This window comes from Cohnella algarum (assembly GCF_016937515.1).
Lineage (GTDB): Bacteria > Bacillota > Bacilli > Paenibacillales > Paenibacillaceae > Cohnella > Cohnella algarum.
In genome coordinates this window covers 5160577-5178056 of sequence record NZ_JAFHKM010000002.1, presented here as the reverse complement: position 1 = coordinate 5178056, position 17480 = coordinate 5160577, and the positions used below count along the sequence as shown (strand labels likewise).

At 59.5% G+C, this 17480-nt stretch carries 18 protein-coding genes; 12 read left to right on the top strand and 6 right to left on the bottom strand.

Annotated elements, in window-relative coordinates:
• Window positions 1–62: 62 nt before the first annotated feature.
• Window positions 63–968 (bottom strand): RraA family protein, encoded by a 906-nt coding sequence (locus tag JW799_RS23355; RefSeq protein WP_080839093.1) that lies wholly within the window; start codon window positions 966–968, stop codon window positions 63–65.
• Between the two features lie 330 nt (window positions 969–1298).
• On the opposite strand from JW799_RS23355, the gene JW799_RS23350 reads away from it, so the two are divergent.
• The 5 genes from JW799_RS23350 (at window position 1299) to JW799_RS23330 (ending at window position 6351) form a co-directional block, all read left to right on the top strand.
• On the top strand, window positions 1299–2219 hold the full coding sequence (locus tag JW799_RS23350) for a carbohydrate ABC transporter permease (protein WP_240353821.1): 921 nt from the start codon (window positions 1299–1301) through the stop codon (window positions 2217–2219).
• On the top strand, window positions 2216–3046 hold the full coding sequence (locus JW799_RS23345; RefSeq protein ID WP_080839096.1) for a carbohydrate ABC transporter permease: 831 nt from the start codon (window positions 2216–2218) through the stop codon (window positions 3044–3046). Before JW799_RS23350 ends, JW799_RS23345 begins: the two co-directional genes overlap by 4 nt.
• Before the next feature lie 77 nt (window positions 3047–3123).
• Window positions 3124–4428 (top strand): ABC transporter substrate-binding protein, encoded by a 1305-nt coding sequence (locus tag JW799_RS23340; protein WP_080839097.1) that lies wholly within the window; start codon window positions 3124–3126, stop codon window positions 4426–4428.
• 82 nt (window positions 4429–4510) lie between these two features.
• Window positions 4511–5515, top strand: a complete 1005-nt coding sequence (locus tag JW799_RS23335; protein WP_080839098.1) for a mannonate dehydratase — start codon at window positions 4511–4513, stop codon at window positions 5513–5515.
• A 200-nt stretch (window positions 5516–5715) separates the two neighbouring features.
• Window positions 5716–6351: a copper amine oxidase N-terminal domain-containing protein gene (locus JW799_RS23330; protein WP_139787285.1), complete on the top strand. Its 636-nt coding sequence runs from the start codon at window positions 5716–5718 to the stop codon at window positions 6349–6351.
• Between the two features lie 72 nt (window positions 6352–6423).
• Here the strand turns inward: JW799_RS23330 and JW799_RS23325 are convergent, their stop codons facing one another.
• Genes JW799_RS23325 through JW799_RS23315 form a run of 3 tightly spaced genes read right to left on the bottom strand, consistent with a single transcriptional unit; the run spans window position 6424 to window position 9394 of the window.
• Entirely contained in the window at window positions 6424–7812 is a 1389-nt protein-coding gene (locus JW799_RS23325; protein ID WP_080839102.1) for a mandelate racemase/muconate lactonizing enzyme family protein, read from the bottom strand.
• A gap of 23 nt (window positions 7813–7835) precedes the next feature.
• Window positions 7836–8603: an SDR family NAD(P)-dependent oxidoreductase gene (locus JW799_RS23320; protein WP_080839104.1), complete on the bottom strand. Its 768-nt coding sequence runs from the start codon at window positions 8601–8603 to the stop codon at window positions 7836–7838.
• Window positions 8604–8614: 11 nt separating this feature from the next.
• The gene (locus tag JW799_RS23315) at window positions 8615–9394 is read right to left on the bottom strand and encodes an SDR family NAD(P)-dependent oxidoreductase (protein WP_338026368.1); all 780 of its coding nucleotides are present in this window, start codon (window positions 9392–9394) and stop codon (window positions 8615–8617) included.
• 211 nt (window positions 9395–9605) lie between these two features.
• On the opposite strand from JW799_RS23315, the gene JW799_RS23310 reads away from it, so the two are divergent.
• The 4 genes from JW799_RS23310 (at window position 9606) to JW799_RS23295 (ending at window position 13899) form a co-directional block, all read left to right on the top strand.
• Window positions 9606–10025 carry a GNAT family N-acetyltransferase gene (locus tag JW799_RS23310; protein WP_080839110.1) on the top strand — a complete coding sequence of 140 codons (420 nt, stop codon included), beginning with the start codon at window positions 9606–9608 and terminating at the stop codon, window positions 10023–10025.
• 26 nt (window positions 10026–10051) lie between these two features.
• Window positions 10052–10930, top strand: a complete 879-nt coding sequence (locus JW799_RS23305; RefSeq protein WP_205431937.1) for a radical SAM/SPASM domain-containing protein — start codon at window positions 10052–10054, stop codon at window positions 10928–10930.
• Between the two features lie 73 nt (window positions 10931–11003).
• Window positions 11004–13229, top strand: coding sequence for a heavy metal translocating P-type ATPase (locus tag JW799_RS23300; protein WP_205431936.1), 2226 nt, complete (start codon window positions 11004–11006; stop codon window positions 13227–13229).
• Complete coding sequence (locus JW799_RS23295; protein WP_205431935.1) at window positions 13213–13899, top strand: sulfite exporter TauE/SafE family protein; 687 nt, start codon at window positions 13213–13215, stop codon at window positions 13897–13899. The genes JW799_RS23300 and JW799_RS23295 overlap by 17 nt, the downstream gene beginning before the upstream one ends.
• A 67-nt stretch (window positions 13900–13966) precedes the next feature.
• Here the strand turns inward: JW799_RS23295 and JW799_RS23290 are convergent, their stop codons facing one another.
• Window positions 13967–14383 carry a hypothetical protein gene (locus JW799_RS23290; protein ID WP_205431934.1) on the bottom strand — a complete coding sequence of 139 codons (417 nt, stop codon included), beginning with the start codon at window positions 14381–14383 and terminating at the stop codon, window positions 13967–13969.
• Window positions 14384–14562: 179 nt separating this feature from the next.
• On the opposite strand from JW799_RS23290, the gene JW799_RS23285 reads away from it, so the two are divergent.
• The 3 genes from JW799_RS23285 to JW799_RS23275 all read left to right on the top strand — a co-directional run bounded on the left by JW799_RS23285 (window position 14563) and on the right by JW799_RS23275 (window position 15925).
• The gene (locus tag JW799_RS23285; protein ID WP_080839120.1) at window positions 14563–14790 is read left to right on the top strand and encodes a DUF1450 domain-containing protein; all 228 of its coding nucleotides are present in this window, start codon (window positions 14563–14565) and stop codon (window positions 14788–14790) included.
• A gap of 77 nt (window positions 14791–14867) precedes the next feature.
• Window positions 14868–15371 (top strand): ferritin, encoded by a 504-nt coding sequence (locus JW799_RS23280; RefSeq protein WP_080839122.1) that lies wholly within the window; start codon window positions 14868–14870, stop codon window positions 15369–15371.
• A gap of 80 nt (window positions 15372–15451) precedes the next feature.
• The gene (locus tag JW799_RS23275; RefSeq protein WP_080839123.1) at window positions 15452–15925 is read left to right on the top strand and encodes a glutathione peroxidase; all 474 of its coding nucleotides are present in this window, start codon (window positions 15452–15454) and stop codon (window positions 15923–15925) included.
• 126 nt (window positions 15926–16051) lie between these two features.
• On the opposite strand, the gene JW799_RS23270 is transcribed toward JW799_RS23275, so the two are convergent.
• A complete protein-coding gene (locus JW799_RS23270) occupies window positions 16052–17272 on the bottom strand; it encodes a nitrate/nitrite transporter (protein WP_080839125.1) in 1221 nt (406 codons plus the stop codon).
• Window positions 17273–17480 lie beyond the last annotated feature (208 nt).

The following is a 17480-nucleotide window of genomic DNA, read 5'->3' as shown; positions in this document are numbered from 1 at the left end:
TGCCCAAGGCGGGCGCCGAAGTCCTTTTAATGATCTGATCGCAAAAGGCGGGGGAGAAGCGGCTACAGGCGAACGTCGCTTTGCGGCCCGTCCCTTTCCTGCTTGCGGGCGTCTTCGAGCTCCGCGTCCCACGTCAAGTGGCGGTAGTCCGCCGCCGCTTCGTCGGTCCGGAACCACTCGACGAAGTCGTTCCAGATGGCCGTCGTCCACGAAGCGTCGATCTGGGCGGTCGAGTAGACGCCTTCCTTCAGCCGGACGAAGCCGAAGACGTCTCTTACCTGCGACTTTTCCGCCTGGACGACCGTCAGCTCCGCGAGATGCGGCGGAATAAAGATGACGCCCGCGGGCGTGCCGAGCACGACGTCGCCCGGCAGGCAGATCGCTTTGCCGATGCGGGTCGGAACGTTCATGCCGACCATCGTCACGTCGCCGATCGCCGTCGGATCGCTGCCCCGGTAATAAATGTTGATGTCGGGAATGGAGACGACCTGCTGGTTGTCCCGGATGCCTCCCCAGATGACGGCTCCCCCGCGCTTGGTGCGCGTCGAAATCGCCGTGGACAGGTTGCCGCCGACATAGGTGCCCATATGAATTTTGTCGAACATGTCAACGACGACGACATCGTCTTCCGTCAAGGAATCGATGACCCATTGATTGAAAAAGCCCCGGCGGCCCTCCTGCTCGTGTCCGTACTTCAGCAGCGTTTCGTGCAGATCGGGACGTTTGGGAACCATGACGGCGGTAACGGCCCGGCCGACCATGATTCGATCGGGGTGGACGATTTTGAAATCGCCTTCGAATTGGAACGCATAGCCCCGGTGCCATAAAGGGCCCCAAGCTTCTTCAAGCGTAATTTTGCGAATTCGTCTCAGGATGTCGTCCGGCACTTTCGGCCTTCCGTTCGGAAACCTCTCGCCCGTCCACAGAGGCGTCAATTGCACAATATCTTCGGCATGATCGAATTTCATGTTCGCACCTCATTTCCGGATTGGTAACTGGAGCCTGCAGCCGGTTGCTTACCCCTATTGTTAGGGAGAAATCGCGTTTTGTCGATGAGACGATTTTTCGCTATATTTTCGTCCTGCTATAAATAATCCCACCTCGGATGCGGTCTCGAAACCGTTCGCGGACGCCCGATGAAAGCGCTCCAAAAAAATCAAACAATTTCGTAAATTCGTCTCCTTCATTTATGAAATCGCTTTCGTTAAAGTGAGTTTACACCGCAATCGCCAGGTTGCGGGCCGCAAGGAAGGAGGAGCGAATGCATGGCCAATCGAACGGATGCGATACGCGGGGACATGCGGACGGGGGGACTTCGGCGCAAGCAGCGGAGCAGGGAGACGAACGCGGCAGGCTACATTTTCATCTCGCCCTGGCTGATCGGCTTTCTTTTGCTTACGCTATGGCCGATCGCGCAGTCGTTTTACCTGTCGTTCACGGAATACTCGCTGCTCGAGGATCCGGTTTGGACCGGATTGGACAATTACCGCAGCATCCTCACCGACGACTCGACGTTTACGAAATCGCTGAGCGTGACGTTTCTGTTCGTGCTGTTTTCCGTTCCGCTGAAGCTGATCTTTTCGCTGCTGGTCGCGATGGCGCTGAGCAAAAGCCTGCGGGGAATGAACGCGTACCGCACGGCGATTTATTTCCCGTCGCTCATCGGCGGAAGCATCGCGGTCGCGGCGCTTTGGCGCAATATGTTCGGCCTGGACGGGTACATCAACCAGGTGCTGGCCTGGTTCGGCATCGAGGGGATCGGCTGGATCTCGAATCCGAGCACCTCGCTCGGAACGCTCATTCTGCTCAATACGTGGCAATTCGGCTCCACGATGGTCATTTTTCTGGCCGGACTCAAGCAAATTCCGCAGGAATTGTACGAATCGGCCTCCGTCGACGGGGCGGGCAAGCTCCGCAAATTTTGGAACATCACCCTTCCGATGCTGTCGCCCGTCATGTTTTTCAACCTTATCCTGGGCGTAATCGGCTCCTTCCAGACGTTCACCTCGGCGTTCATCATTACGAAGGGCGGTCCTGTCAACTCCACCTATATGTACGCGCTGTTTCTGTACGAGAAGGCGTTCAAGCATTACCAGATGGGCTACGCGTCGGCGCTGGCCTGGATCCTGCTTACGATCGTCGCCCTGCTGACGATGATCAATTTCTTCGCTTCCCGCTACTGGGTGTTCTACGAATCGGAGGGGGGGAGGCCCAAATGAGCTCGCGCAAATCCCGGCTGCTGAATCACGTTTGGCTGACCGTCTTTTCGTTGATCATGCTGTATCCGGTCATCTGGTGGGTCGGAGCTTCGTTGAAAAAAACCGAGGAGCTCAGCTCGCCCTCGCTGTGGCCGAAGACGCCGATGTGGGAGAACTACAGCAAAGGGTGGCATTTTTCCGGCGACTTTACGTTCGCTCATTTTTTCGGCAACACGCTGTTGATGGAGCTCTTCAACGTCGCGGGCGGCGTTCTGACGGCGGCCGTCGTCGCCTACGGCTTCGGGCGGCTGGAGTTCAAGCTGAGAGGCTTCTGGTTTTCGATCCTGCTGCTGACGATGATGCTTCCCGGACAAGTGACCGTCGTGCCGCAATATATTTTGTTCAACAATCTGGGCTTCGTCGACAGCTACGTGCCGCTGGTCGTTCCGCATTTTTTCGGCGGGGGGGCGTTCTTCGTTTTCTTGCTCGTCCAGTTCATTCGCGGCATTCCGCGGGATTTGGACGAAGCGGCCAAAATCGACGGGGCTTCGGTATACGGCATTTTCTTCCGCATCGTGTTTCCGCTTATCAAGCCCGCGCTCGTCACCGTCGCCATCTTTACCTTCATTTGGAGCTGGGACGATTTCTTCTCCCAGGTGCTGTACCTCAGCTCGGTGGAAAAATTCACCGTTGGTCTTGCGCTTCGCATGTTCATCGACCAATTCGAAATTCAGTGGGGCCAGCTGCTGGCGATGTCGCTTTTGTCCGTCGTCCCGTCGGCGCTGATCTTCCTGTTCGCGCAAAAGCACTTCGTCGAAGGGATCGCGACGACAGGCTTGAAGGGGTAGCAGGAACCGGTCCGGTTCGGAGAGCCTTCGGCCGGGAAGGGAACGGGTTTTACCATTATTGAAAGGGGAGCGATAGGATGAGGAAAAAAGTCAGTTTTTCGCTTGCGGCGCTGCTGGCCGCTTTGCTGCTTGCGCTGTCGGCCTGCAGCGGCGGAAACGGGGGCAATTCGAGCTCAAGCGGAGACGGCGCTGAAGGCGGGAAGACGACGCTCGGCATCATGTGGTGGGGAACGGACGCGCGGCATGAGGCGACGAAGCAGGCGCTGGACATTTACGGCAAGCAATTCCCGGACGTCGCCTTCAAGCCCGAATTCATGGCGTGGGAAGCCTATTGGCAAAAGCTGCCGACGCTGGCCGCCTCGAAGACGATTCCCGACGTCCTGCAAATGGATGCGGCCTATATTCAGGAGTACGTATCCAGGGGGCAGCTGGCGGATTTGACGGACGTGGATTTAAGCGGAATCGTCGATCCGGGCGTCATCGAAAACATGAAAATCGACGGCAAGCTGTACGGCATCCCGCTCAGCCTGAACTCGCAAGGGATGGCGTACAACAAGGAGGAGCTGGCGCAGTACGGCATTCCGCTGCCGCATAAAGACTGGACGTACGACGAGTTTTTCCGGTGGGCGGAGGACGCGAAGGCGAAGCTTCCCGAAGGCAAGTATCCGATCGGCGACACGACGACGTGGGACGGCTTCAACTACTATCAGACGGCGATGGGCAAACCTCCGATCATGTCGGACGGAGGCAAGACGTTTACGCTTGACCGCGAGTTGTTCATGGAGTTTTACGGAACGTACGATGAGTTCCGGAAAAACGGCATCGTCCCGCCGGCCGACAAATCGGCGGCCTTTCTGGAAAACGATCCGCAGGCCGACCCGATGGCATCCGGCACGGTCATGACCCGCGGAGCGACGACCGGTTCGGTCAGCGCGCTGGAGCAGCTGATGCCGGGCAAGGTCGGCGTCGTCAACATGCCGACGGGACCGGCCGGCGGCGGCTGGGCGCAGTCGACGATTTTCCTTAGCGTCAGCGCGAACTCCAAAAACATGGACGAGGCGAAAAAGTTCGTCAAATGGTTCATCACGGATCCGGAAGCCGGAAAAGCGCTCGGGCTGACGCGCGGCATTCCGATCAATCCGGAGGTGTACAAGGAACTCGAGCCGACGATGGAAGCGAAGGATAAGCTCGGCAAGGAGCTGTACGATCTGTCCGTCGACAAGGCGCTGCCGTTCTATTCGCCGGCCGCGGGGTTCTCGGAGTGGGTAGACACGTACAAAAAAGAAATGGACGCGGTCACGTTCGGCCAGCAATCGATCGAGGAAGCGTTCGAAAAGATCGACAAAATGGGCAAGGAGCTGGCCGCGAAAGCGGGAGGCTGAGCGAGCGAGCCGGCTCTCGCCGGTTCGCGGGATAAGACTTGACTTCCGTACCTAGCTGCGGTCAAAAGGAGGAGAATACGGGATGAAGCTGGCCGAATTCATGGGTTCCAAGCCGGACCGCCTTTGGCATCTGGCGAAGCAAATGAACGTCAATTACGCGGTGTCGGGCTTGGCGCGGGACGAGAAAACCGAACAGCCGTGGGATTTGATGCCGCTGCTTCGCATGAAGCAGCGATTCGCGGACTTCGGTCTTGCGCTCGCCGTCATCGAATCGATGCCGCCGAGCAATCATATCAAGCTCGGAACCGAAGGGCGCGACCGGGAAATCGAAACGTTCAAGGAATTCGTCGCCAATATGGGCGCCGTCGGCATTCCCGTCCTGTGCTACAACTTTATGGCGCAGTTCAACTGGTTCCGGACTTCGACGACGACCCGGACGAGGGGAGGCGCGCTCGTCTCCAGCTACGATCACAGCCTCATGGCGAACGCTCCGCTGACCGAGGCCGGTCTCGTGCCGGAGTCGCTGCTGTGGGAAAACCTGCACTATTTTATGGAGCAGATCGTGCCGGTCGCGGAAGCGGCGGGCGTCAAGCTTGCGCTCCATCCCGACGATCCGCCGATTTCTCCGATCCGCGGCGTGGGGCGCATTTTACGGAGCGCCGACGCGCTCGAACGGGCGATTCGCCTCGTGCCGAGCGAGTGCAACGGGATTACGTTATGCCAGGGAACGCTCGCGACGGCGGGAGAGGACATCCCGTCGGTCATTCGCAGATTCGCGGGACAAAACAAGCTGTTTTTCGTGCACTTCCGCGACGTCCGCGGCACGGCGGAAAAGTTCGAGGAAACGTTCCACGACGACGGGAAAACCGACATGCTCGAAGCAATGCGAACATATTACGAGGTCGGATACGACGGGCCGGCGCGTCCGGACCACGTTCCGACGATGGAGGGGGAGGACAACGCCAATCCCGGCTACGAGCTGCTCGGGCGGCTGTTCGGCGTCGGGTACATTACGGGGCTGATGGAGGCGGCGTCGAAAGAACGGGCGGCGGCGGCGGCGGACGCATCCGTCAATGCGCAGTCGTAAGGCCGAACGGTCGCCGACCGGGCCGCGGCGGCATCATACGCCGAAAATTAGCGGAAAGTTCGCATGGATGCGGGAAGTCCGGCTTGGAGGCCGGGCTTTTTCTCGTCCTGGGAAACCGTTGCTTCGCTAAAGAATTTCTAAAATTTCGTTCTACTTTGAACAAGCAGCCCGCGCCCATCCGGTTAACGGGGATCGACAACGTGAAAGAGGCCTTCGTTTCGAATCGCTCCCTTTTCGCTCTAACCGAATCGGGCAAAGTCTACGAGACGTCCATCGAGCTCGAGAATTTGCCGGCCAATGCCGAGTTCAAGCTGATCGCGACGGACGTAAGCAGCTTGAAGCCGGCTTCGAAGCATCTTCTCATGCAGAAGACCGACGGCACGTTATGGGGATGGGGGCTCAATAAAAACGCCAATCTCGGCGTCGGCGATTACGAGTTCGAATATTTGACGCCCGTTCAAGTCCAACCGCCGGTCGAAGTCGTCCTCAACGGAGAATCGATCGCGCTTGCAAACGGGGTCATCACCCGCAACGGGCAAGCCTTCGTTCCGCTTCGTTCCGTCTTCGAGAAGCTCGGAGCGAAAATTTCATGGGACGAAACGAACAAAATCGCGACTCTCGAGCGGGCCGCAACCGAACAAACCTCATCCGTGACGGTACAATTGAACTTAAAAGACGGAACCGCCGCCTTGAACGGATCGCCCGTCAAGCTGCAGAACGATCCGTTCGGCACGAGCGGAACCTCCTACCTGCCGCTTCGCTTCATAAGCGAGTCTCTCGGAGCGAAGGTCGATTGGCTGCAGAAGGAAGGCAAGATTCGGATCACGATGTCCTAACGAAAAGGGCGTCATATTCGAAAAAGAGGGCAGGCGCGGCGCGCCTGCCCTCTTTCTGCGGCTTCATTCGGCTCAGCTCCACAGCCGGTCGTTCGAGTAGTGGTCGTTCCACTCGTCCGTGGACTCCCAGACGGCGGCGTTGCTGGGATGCAGGTGAGCGGCCAGCACCTCGTCGTTCAAATCGTCGATGCCGAGGCCGGGCGCGTCGACGATCGTCATAAAGCCGTTCTGGACGAGCTTGTTCGGCAGCTTGCCGCTGACGATAATGTCGTCCCACCAGTCGACCTCGCAGGAGTGGTATTCCAGCGCGAGGAAATTTTCCGTCGCGGCGGCGACATGGGCGGCGGCGAGGCAGGCGATCGGGCTTTCGGCCATGTGAATGGCCATCGCGACGCCGTAATCCTGCGCCATGTCGCCGATTTTTTTCGTCTCGAGAATGCCGCCGGCCGTCAGGACGTCGGGATGAATGACGGAAACGCCTCCCGCTTCGAGCAGCGGCCGGAAATTTTCCTTCAAATAAATATCTTCCCCCGTGCAGATCGGCGTCGTCATCGCGCGCGAAAGGCGGGCATATTGCTCGGTATATTGCCACGGAATCATGTCTTCCATCCAGGCGAGGTTGAACTTGTCGACTCTTCGGCCCAGCTTGATGCAGTCTTCGAGCCCGATATGGCCGAAATGATCGATCGCGAGCGGAACCTGATAACCGATAATGTCCCGAACGTCGGCGACGTACTGCTCCAGCATGTCGAGTCCTTTTTCCGTCACGTGAATGCCGGTAAAAGGGTGGGGGATGTTGTAAATATCGTAGTGACGATTGACGATCTCCCGGTTTTCTTCCTCCGATCGGCTGTCGGCCTGCATCCGGTACCGTTTGCGCGACAGCTCCCGCATTTCCTCCAGGAAGCCGAGCGGGGCGTTGAGCGTGCCCGGTTCGTCGATGATTTGGCCGATGCCCAGATCCATTTTCAAAAACGTAAAGCCGTCCTCCAGCCGTTTCTTCAGCGCTTGGCCCATCGCTTTGCCGGTGTCCCTGCCCGTTACGGCCGTATCGCAGTACATGCGGATCCGGTCGCGGAATTTGCCGCCGAGCATTTGGTAGATCGGGATGCCGTACGCTTTGCCGGCCAGATCCCAAAGGGCGATCTCCAGGCCGCTGACGCCTCCCCCTTGCCGGGCGTGCCCGCCGAACTGCTTGATGCGCCGGAACAGCTTGTCGATGTTGCAGGGATTTTCGCCGAGCAGCCGGCTTTTCAGCATGAGCGCGTACACTTTGTCCGCGTTGTCGCGCACTTCGCCGAATCCGACGAGCCCCTGGTTCGTGTACACCTTGATCAGGCTGCTGTGGAACGGGGCCCCGACGATATCCGTAAACCGGATATCGGTGATGCGCAGCTGCGAAGGGCTGGAATGGGTGCGGACATGGGCCAGCGTTTCCTCGTACGACGGATTGTTCGCCAATTCGTTCACTCCCGTAAAGTTATTTAAAGCAGCATGCTGCCGCCGTCAAGACGGATGGCGGCCCCGTTCAAATAATCGCTTTCGTCCGACGCGATAAAGCAAGCCAGCTTCGCCACGTCGGCGGGCAAACCGCCCCGGCCGAGCGGGAATTTGATCAGATGCCTGCGCTCTCGGCTCGCTCTTTCTTCCGGCGTCAGCCCGGCGGGAACTTCGTATTTTCCGACGTCGACGGCGCCGGGCTCGATCGCATTGACCGTTATGCCGTACCGGGCGAGCTCGATCGCGCTTTCCCTGCCGAGCATCCGGATGCCGCCCTTGGTCATCGCGTAAACGGGATCGAAATCGGTCGGGCGTTTGGCATGGACCGAAGAAATCAGGATAATGCGTCCGCGTCCCTTGCGCTTCATGCCGGGGACCACCGCCTGCATGCACTGCCAGTAGCCTTTCAAATTAATGTTCATCAACCGGTCGTACGTCGTTTCGTCGTGCCGGAACAGGTCATAGTTCAGCTGAAGAGCGGCGTTGTTCACCAGAATATCGACGGTGCCGAGGCCGTCCTCGACGATTTCGACCATGCGGCCGATATCCGCTTTCTCCGCGACGTCGGCCCGGACCGTCAGCCCTTCGCCGCCAGCGCTTTGAATTTGCCGCAGCGTCTCGAGCGCTCCGGTCTCGCTGGCGTTGTAGTGGACGGCCACCTTGGCGCCGCGCCGCGCCAGTTCGATCGCGATGCCCCGGCCGATGCCCGTTCCCGCTCCGGTGACGAGCGCCGTTTTACCTGTCAGGAGCATGCGGGGTCACCTCATTTCGGCCGTTTCATTTTATGGTCCATATAGTGAAGCAGAAAACCGCCGTCCAGGCGAATGTCGGTACCGTTCACAAAGCGGGCGCGATCCGACGCGAGGAACGAAACGACGTGAGCGAGCTCCTCCCAGGCGCCTGGGACGGCATTCGGCACTTTATATTCGTAATCCTCGTACAGCGCCGAAACGGAGCTGCGAAACCTGCTGCCGTCGCCCTCCATCGCGCCCGGTTCGACGGTATTGACGGTAATGCCGAAGCGGCCGAGAAAGACGGCCGCTTCCTTGGCGAGCATCTTCACGGCTCCTTTGGACGCGCTGTACGCAAACGAAGAACCGGTCGGCTTTTCGGCATGAACCGACGTTACCAGCACGATCGCGCCGGCTTCGCGGGCCGCCATCCGCTTGCCGACGGCTTGTACGCAAAGGAAGGCGCTTTTGGCGTTGGCGTTCATCACGTCCAGAAAAATCTCTTCGGCACAAGTCTCCACCGCCGCGGGAATAAGCAGATCCGGATTGTGAACGAACACGCCGATCGGTCCCGATTCCCGTTCCGCCAGCCGCAGGACGCGCTCGACTTCCGCGCCATCGCTCAAATCCCCGTCGACCACGCAGACGTCGGCCCCTTGCTCCCGCGCGGCCTCCAGCTCCGCGCCGATGGCCGCTCCCGACGAGCGGCTGTTCAAAACGAGACGCGCGCCTTCCCGGGCAAAACGGAGAAACACCGCTTTTCCGGAATCGCTGTCCGCATCGCTTACAAAAACGACAGGTTGGGAGCTTATGATCCATCACCTCCGGAAACGCCGCCGGTCCGGCAAGCGCTATCATCGAACATCCCTATGATACGTCTTGCGGCAGGCGGGCGGCGAGGCGTAAAAATTATAATTTTGTTTGTTTTTTTCAAAAGTTCGCGATGAGGTATAATGGTAACGGAGCGGGCCGGGCGGAAGACCGTCCGGCGCGAGTCTAATACGAGAATCGGAGATTATGCGAATGCTGATCGATATCAAATCCAGGCTGGACGAGCCGCGGGTTCGCGACTTGCTCGAGCTGGCGGCCTACGACGATGCGGAGGAAATCGCGCGAGCCTATCGGAACGACGAAAGCATGGAGCTGACGGGCTTTTACAAGGACGACGAACTGGCAGGCATCGCCGGATTTCGGATGAACGGGACGGGAGAGCTGCTTCTCGGGCATATCGCCGTACTTCCGGAACGACGGGGAAAAGGGTACGGGACCGCGATTTTGCTGTCCTTGATCGGGCTGAAAAACCCGCGGGCGATTGTGGCCGAAACGGACGCGGATGCGGTCGACTTTTATCGCAGCGTCGGCTTCGCCATCGAAAGTCTGGGAGAGAAATATCCCGGCGTCGAGAGATTTCGTTGCACATACGACTGCGAGGTCGAAGGCTAAGCGTCACAAATGGGAGCTGGAGCGGAATGAAAAAATTCAAAAAATTTTACATCGAAATTACGAGCGTGTGCAACTTGGCCTGCACGTTCTGCCCGCAGACGAAACGGCAGGCGAATTTTATCAAAACGGACGCGTTCGTTCACCGATTGGAGCAAATCAAGCCGTATGCCGACTCGATTTATTTTCATCTGAAGGGCGAACCGCTCATGCACCCCAAAATCGACGAGCTGCTCGACATCAGCCATGAGCGCGGCTTCAAGGTGAATATTACGACGAACGGAACGCTGCTGCCGAAAACGAAGCACAAGCTGCTCGGAAAGCCGGCGGTTCGCCAAATGAACGTTTCGCTGCACAGCTTTGACGGACATCCGGGGTCGACCGACAAAGAAGGATACGTTCGCGGCGTTCTGTCGTTCGCGAAGGAGGCGCTTGCGCAAACGGAGATGATCGTTTCGCTTCGGCTGTGGAATTTGCATCCGGACAACGCGACCCATGCGGAACGGGCCCGCAACCGGGCCGTTCTCTCGATCGTCGAGCGGGAGTTCGGCCTCGATTACCGCATCGAAGAGAAAGTGGAACCGGGAAAAGGGATCAAAATCGCCGACCGGCTTTATTTGAATCCGGATATCGAATTCGACTGGCCCGACCTGAACGCCGAGGAGGACGACGGCAAAGGCTTTTGTTACGGCATGCGCAACCAGGCGGGCATTCTCGTCGACGGCACGGTCGTTCCGTGCTGTCTGGACGGAGAGGGCGTCATCAACCTGGGCAACATCCACGTGCAGCCGTTCTCCGACATCGTCGAAAGCAAGCGCGCCAAGCGGATCGTCGACGGCTTCTCGCGCAGGGAAGCGGTGGAGGAGCTTTGCCGCAAATGCGGCTACCGCAAACGGTTCGGCACATAAAATCCGTCCGCCGGTTTTCATTCTGCCGCCCGCCCTTTGTCCATACAATGTATGGATAGGGAGGGAGATACCCATGGCGACGACCCGTCTTTACATCACGGGCATGACGTGCGCGGCTTGTTCGACCCGCATCGAAAAAGCGCTCCGCAGGATGGACGGCATCGAGCAGGTCTCGGTCAATCTGGCATTGGCGCAGGCGCTGATTCAGTACGAACCGAAGCAAACGAAGCTGAAGGCGATTTACGGCCGCATCGAGCAGCTGGGCTACGGAGCGATCGACGGCCGCGCTCACCCGGCCGCGCGTTCGCGGGCGGAAGTCCGCTCTTACTTGCGCCGCTTCGCCTTGTCGGCGGCGTTGTCCGTTCCGCTTCTGTGGGCGATGCTCGGCCATATCGCCGGGGAGGGCGGTGTCTGGGTGCCGCCGCTGTTCCAATCGCCCGTCTTTCAATGGATCGTGGCGACGGCGCTGCTGTTCGGCGTCGGCTATCCGTTCTATAACGGCGCCTATCAGGCGCTGAAAGGGCGCTCGGCGAATATGGACGTTCTCGTTTCCCTCAGCGCATCCGCGGCCTATTTTTACAGCCATTACCAACTGTTTCGTTATCCGCTGGCGGAAGCCGGCCGACATGCCGGCCATCTCCCCGTCTATTTCGATACGATCGCGATGATTTTGACGTTTCTGCTGCTCGGCAAGCTGCTGGAAGCGGTCGCCAAAGGCCGGGCGCTGAAAGATTTGAACGCGCTCTACGACTTGCAGGTGCGTCTTGTCCGTCTGGCGGATACGGACGAGGAGCAGTGGGTGCCTGCCGAAACGCTGCGAAAAGGAACGAAGGTATCGGTCCGGACCGGAGAGTGGATTCCCGCGGACGGCATTGTCGTCTCGGGCCGGGCCGACGTCGACGAGTCGCTGCTGACGGGGGAAAGCGCGACGGTCGTCAAAAATGCCGGCGATCGCGTATACAGCGGCACAAGAAACGCGAACGGAGATTTGACGGTCGAAGCCGTCAGCGGGACGGACGGCAGCCGGCTGTCGCGAATGATCGATCTGGTCGAGGAAGCGCAAAATTCGAAGCCGCTCATCGCGCGGAAGGTGGACCGCGTGGCGGCTTATTTCGTGCCTGCGATGCTCGTATGCGCCGCATTGACGTTCTTCGCCTGGATCGCGCTTCCGGCGCCGGGGAACGTCTCCCACGCGCTTGCGCTGCAGCATGCGCTCGCCGTGCTCATCATTGCGTGCCCGTGCGCGCTGGGACTTTCCACGCCGCTTTCGATTCTCGTCGGATCGGGAATCGCGGCGAAGTCCGGCATTTTGTTCAAGGAAGGCCGGGCGCTGGAGACGCTGCAGCATGTCGACCATGTCCTGCTCGACAAGACCGGCACGCTGACGGAAGGCAAGCCGACGCTCGCCGCCGTCCGGAGCGCTCCCGGCAAAGAAATGCATCTGCTGCGGACGGCTGCGGCCGTCGAGCAGGCTTCGGCGCACCCGCTCGCGCAGGCCGTCGTTCAAGCCGCGTTCCGGAACCGGCTCGTCGTTCCGCCCGCCGAACGCGTCGCCGAAACGGTGGCGGGCGGCGTCGCGGGAATCGTCGAGGGAAAAAAGGTATGCGTGGGCAGCTACGGATGGCTGAAGTCGCAGGGCGTTCGGATGAGCGGTTATGCCGACGCCGTTCCGAGGAACGGAACGACCGTGCTTTACGTCGCGGCGGACGGGAGGCTCGAAGGCGCGCTGGAGCTGGCCGACCGCTTGCGGCCGGAGGCGTCGGAAGCCGTGAGGCTGCTGAGGCGGTCGGCCGACGTGTGGATGGTGACGGGGGACCAGGAGCAAACCGCGCGTTACATCGCGGACCGTGCGGGGATCGACCGCCTGTTCGCGGGCGTGCAGCCGGAGCGGAAGCTGGAGCTGGTCCGGAGCCTTCAGCGCGAGGGGCGCACGGTCGCGATGATCGGCGACGGCATGAACGACGCGGCCGCGCTTGCCGCCGCCGATATCGGGATCGCGATGGGCGGAGGGACGGACGCCGCCATGCAGGCCGGCGACGTCGTCCTGCTCCGAAACAAGCTGACCGGCATCGCGCGGGCGATCGCGATCAGCCGCCGCACGATCCGAAACATCCGGCAAAACCTGATGCTCGCCGTCGTCTACAATCTGGCGGCCGTCCCGATCGCCGCGTTCGGCTTCATGGACCCTCGCATGGCCTGCATCGGCATGTCCGCGAGCTCGCTTCTCGTCGTCGGCAACGCCTTGCGGCTGCATCGGTTAAAGGAAGGGGGGCGGCGGCGCGATGCCCATGTCGGCTGATACGTTTGCGCTTGCCGCCCTTTCCGGCATCATGGGCGCTCCCCACTGCTTCGCCATGTGCGGAGGCATCGTCTCCTCCTTCGCGCTGAACGCCAAAGGATCCCCGCTGAAGGCGATCCTCGCGTACAACGCCGGAAGGGTGGCGACGTATTCGCTGCTCGGCGCGGCGATGGGGGCGGCCGGTTCTTTCGTCAATCTGGCGGGCGGGCTCGTCGGCGTTCAGGGCATCGCCAGCATGCTCGGCGGCGCGCTCATTCTGCTGTGGACGTTTCGCCGCTTTACGCTGCCGCTCCATCGCCGGACCGTGCCGGGCCACGACGCGGCGCTCGGCGCTTTCGCCCGCTTGCGGCTGCGCTTCGAGCTGACGGGCGTTTTTTTGACCGGCCTGCTGCTCGGTCTGCTGCCGTGCGGCCTGACGTACGCGATGCAAATGAACGCGGCCGCCTCCGGCTCGTGGGCGGAAGGTTTTCTGCTCATGCTGACGTTCGGGCTTGCGACGTTTCCCGTCTTGCTGCTGACCGGGCTTTCGGCCGGAGGCATCGGCCGGAAATGGCGCCGGGCGATGCGGAAAGCCGGGACGGCGCTGGCCGCGGTCATGGGCATCCTGTCGATCATGAAGGGCATGAGCGCGAACGGATGGATTCCTTCGATCCACCCGTGGATCTGGTGACGGGAGAAGACCGGGGCGGGGCCGTTCGTCTTCTCCCGTCTCGCTCCGCTCCCGCCCTCATAAATCCTTACGCGGCTTTGAAAGGAAGCCGGAGCCGGATCGTTTCGCCGTCCGATCGATAGACGGCCTCGGCCTGCCACTCCCCGCGCATGACGGGCATGCCGCTTGCAACGTAAACGCCGGGCCGCGTTTCCGTCACTTCGGCGGGCAAAATCCCGCAAAACATGCCGGGCATCGACAACCGCACCTGCAAATCCGCCGCTTCGCCGCCGACCGGTCCGTTTTGCAGATCGGAAATCCGGATTTCGAAAGCGACCGCCTCCATGGCGCGGACTTCCGTCTGCGCTTTTGTCATATTCAGGCTCAGCTTGTCGTTTTCGAACGCGGCGTTCGCAGCGGAAGCGGGCGGGGCAAGGGAGGAGCGGTAAACGGCAAATACGGCGACGGCGAGCAGCAAAAGCAAGGGAAAAACGATTTTTTTCACGGCGGCCGCGGCACCTCCGTCCGGCTTGAATTCGCTGTGGGCTTCAATTCCAACCTATGTTCGAAATCCCGGGAACATACGGTCGAATCGCGCCGGCCCGTCCGCTATTGACGGAGTGACTGATTATCATTATCATTTAGGTGGTGATCATCAGCCGATGGGCTCGAGGGGTGCGAAGCATGAAAAAAATCAAATTTTGCGAGCGGAATTTCAAAAACGGGACGAAGCCCGTCTACAAGCGGTTGAAAGGCGCGTACGCCGAAATCGAAATGAAAAAGAAAGACTGCCTCGGCAACTGCAAGACGTGCAAACGGGAATGCTTCGCGCTCGTCAAATCCGGCATCGTCAGCGCCCCGACGCCCGAACTTTTGACGGAACGGTTAACGGAGCTCATTGAATCCCGCTGACTTGGAAATAATGGATGTTGCAATGAACCGGGATATGCTAAACTAGAGCTATTCCACTGATCAGAGGTGCATAGGCGATGAATGACGAACTGGCGAAAGCTCTAAACGAACAAATGAACTTCGAATTTTATTCAGCGCATGTGTACTTGGCCATGGCCGCATATTGCTCCGGGGAAAGTCTGGACGGCTTCGCCAACTTTTTCATCGTGCAAGCGGAAGAAGAACGGTTCCATGCCATGAAAATATACAAGTTCCTGAACGACCGCGGACGCCGCGCCACGCTCGCCGCCCTGCCGGAACCGAAGAACGAGTACGACTCGATGCTCGACGTGTTCGAGCACGGTTATGCGCACGAGCAGGCGAATACGAAGAAGTTTTACCATTTGGCCGACATCGCCCTGAACGAACGCGAACACGCGACGATGTATTTCCTCAAATGGTTCATCGACGAACAGGTGGAAGAGGAAGCGCTGTTCGACAACATCATCCAGAAGCTGAAACGGATCGACAAAGACAGCAACGCTTTCTTCATGATGGACAGCGAATTCGCTTCCCGCTCGTTTACGCCTCCGGCCGAATGACCGCAAGCGTCGCCTGAACGTTCATGCCGGGACCTGCCCAAGCGGGTCCTTCAATTTATAAGGGGAAAGGCGGATTCGACATGTCGATATACGATTTTACGGTTACGACGATTCGCGGCAAGGAAACGACGCTGGCGGAGTACAAGGGAAAGGCGCTGCTGATCGTCAACACGGCGAGCAAATGCGGCCTGACGCCGCAGTACGAAGGACTGCAAAAGCTGTACGAGCAGTTCAAGGACGAGGGACTTGTCGTGCTCGGCTTCCCGTGCAATCAATTCAAGGAGCAGGAGCCGGAAACCGCGGATAAAATCGAGGCCTTCTGCACGCTCAACTACGGCGTGACGTTCCCGATGTTCGACAAGGTCGAAGTGATCGGAGACAACGCGCATCCGCTGTTCGCCTATCTGACCAGCCGGGGCCCGGCCGAGCAATTCGACATCAAATGGAATTTCGCGAAATTTTTGATCGACCGCAACGGCGAAGTCGTGAAGCGCATCGATCCGCAGGTGACGCCGGCGGAAATCGAGGACGACATCAGAAGTTTGCTCGGCTGACGCGAATCGCGGTTGCATGCGATAGCGGGCCGCCTATCGAAAAGGCTGTTTCCGATCGGACGATCGTCCGAATCGGGAACAGCCTTTTGTCGCTTTTGTCATGAAAGCTGACGTATCGCGGGACGGTCAACCCGCCGCCTCGACTTTCGCCTTGCCGCCTTCGCCGATCCAGGCGCGTTTCCAGGCGCCCTGGACGATGAGCAGCATGAGCAGGCAGGCGAAGGCGATGCCGCTGAGAATGAGGAAGCCCGGCGTATAGGAACCGGTTGCCTCGTAAAGGCTGCCGAGCACGAGCGGCAGCAGGTAGCCGCCCACGCCGCCGGCCGCGCCGACGATTCCGGTAATGAGGCCGATCTCGTCGGCGAACCGCTGCGGCACGAGCTGGAACACGGAGCCGTTGCCGGCGCCCAGACACATCATGCCGATGAACAGCAGGACGATGACGACGGCCAGCGGAGGGAGGGAAGACACGCTGGCGAGCATAATGCCGGCTCCCGCGTACAGGAACATCAGCATGCGGATCCCGCCGATTTTATCCGACAGAAAGCCTCCGACCGGGCGGAAGAGGCTGCCGGCGATGACGCAGACGGTCGTAAAGTCGGCGGCCCGCACCGCGGAAAGTCCGTATTGTTCGTTGAAAAAGATCGTCAAGTAGTTGGACATGCCGACAAACCCGCCGAACGTCACGCTGTAGAGCGCGCAGAAAATCCACGTATCTCTCTTTTTGAGGATGTTCGCGTATTCGGACATTTTTTTCGGGGCCGGCTGATTCGGGCTCTCTTTGGCGATGAACGTAAAGATCAGGAAGACGAGGACGATCGGGATGAGCGCCAGGCCGAAGACGACTTCCCAGCCGCCGTAATGCTGCGCCAGACGGTTGGCGAACAAGGTCGAGAAGACGGTTCCGCTGTTGCCCGCGCCCGCGATTCCCATCGCAAGCCCTTGGTACTGCGGCGGATACCAGCGGCTCGCGAGCGGCAATGCGGCCGCGAACGACGCGCCGGCGAAGCCGAGCAGGATCGCGACGACGTACAGCTCGCCAAGCGAGTCGACGAACTGCCAGCCCCATACGAGCGGCACCATCGAGGCGAGCATCCCGAATTGCGCGGTCCGCTTCGGCCCGATGTAGTCCGTCAGGAAACCGAACAGCAGCCGAAGAATGGAGCCTCCCAATACGGGAAGCGCGACCAGGTTCGCTTTTTGCACGGCGCTCATCGGATAATCGTTCATCATGATGACGGCGAGCGGGCCGATCAGCACCCAGATCATGAAGCTTACATCGAAATACAAAAACGCGCTGAACAAGGAAGGCTTATGACCGCTTTTCCAAAATCCGTTTCTCTCCATACCGTTTCTCTCCTCGATTTATAAGTTGAAAACGCAAAAAGCCGCAAGCCGTCCGTTCGGACAGCAGCGGCTCCATTGCCAAGGCGACACTTCATTGTGTTCGCCGGGTTATCGTCGGTCACAGCATTGTGATCCAATTCGTATTATAGGGATGCGTCAACGCCGTGTCAATATATATGACCTGCACGTATCACAAAAAAACCGAAAA

What these genes read in the sequence shown, in the direction of transcription:
- JW799_RS23320 (WP_080839104.1), bottom strand. Translation starts at nt 8,603, where the DNA reads ATGCTCCTGACAGGTAAAACGGCGCTCGTCACCGGAGCGGGAACGGGC.
- JW799_RS23270 (WP_080839125.1), bottom strand. Translation starts at nt 17,272, where the DNA reads ATGGAGAGAAACGGATTTTGGAAAAGCGGTCATAAGCCTTCCTTGTTC.
- JW799_RS23285 (WP_080839120.1), top strand. Translation starts at nt 14,563, where the DNA reads ATGAAAAAAATCAAATTTTGCGAGCGGAATTTCAAAAACGGGACGAAG.
- JW799_RS23310 (WP_080839110.1), top strand. Translation starts at nt 9,606, where the DNA reads ATGCTGATCGATATCAAATCCAGGCTGGACGAGCCGCGGGTTCGCGAC.
- JW799_RS23280 (WP_080839122.1), top strand. Translation starts at nt 14,868, where the DNA reads ATGAATGACGAACTGGCGAAAGCTCTAAACGAACAAATGAACTTCGAA.
- JW799_RS23355 (WP_080839093.1), bottom strand. Translation starts at nt 968, where the DNA reads ATGAAATTCGATCATGCCGAAGATATTGTGCAATTGACGCCTCTGTGG.
- JW799_RS23345 (WP_080839096.1), top strand. Translation starts at nt 2,216, where the DNA reads ATGAGCTCGCGCAAATCCCGGCTGCTGAATCACGTTTGGCTGACCGTC.
- JW799_RS23340 (WP_080839097.1), top strand. Translation starts at nt 3,124, where the DNA reads ATGAGGAAAAAAGTCAGTTTTTCGCTTGCGGCGCTGCTGGCCGCTTTG.
- JW799_RS23275 (WP_080839123.1), top strand. Translation starts at nt 15,452, where the DNA reads ATGTCGATATACGATTTTACGGTTACGACGATTCGCGGCAAGGAAACG.
- JW799_RS23335 (WP_080839098.1), top strand. Translation starts at nt 4,511, where the DNA reads ATGAAGCTGGCCGAATTCATGGGTTCCAAGCCGGACCGCCTTTGGCAT.
- JW799_RS23300 (WP_205431936.1), top strand. Translation starts at nt 11,004, where the DNA reads ATGGCGACGACCCGTCTTTACATCACGGGCATGACGTGCGCGGCTTGT.
- JW799_RS23350 (WP_240353821.1), top strand. Translation starts at nt 1,299, where the DNA reads ATGCGGACGGGGGGACTTCGGCGCAAGCAGCGGAGCAGGGAGACGAAC.
- JW799_RS23305 (WP_205431937.1), top strand. Translation starts at nt 10,052, where the DNA reads ATGAAAAAATTCAAAAAATTTTACATCGAAATTACGAGCGTGTGCAAC.
- JW799_RS23295 (WP_205431935.1), top strand. Translation starts at nt 13,213, where the DNA reads ATGCCCATGTCGGCTGATACGTTTGCGCTTGCCGCCCTTTCCGGCATC.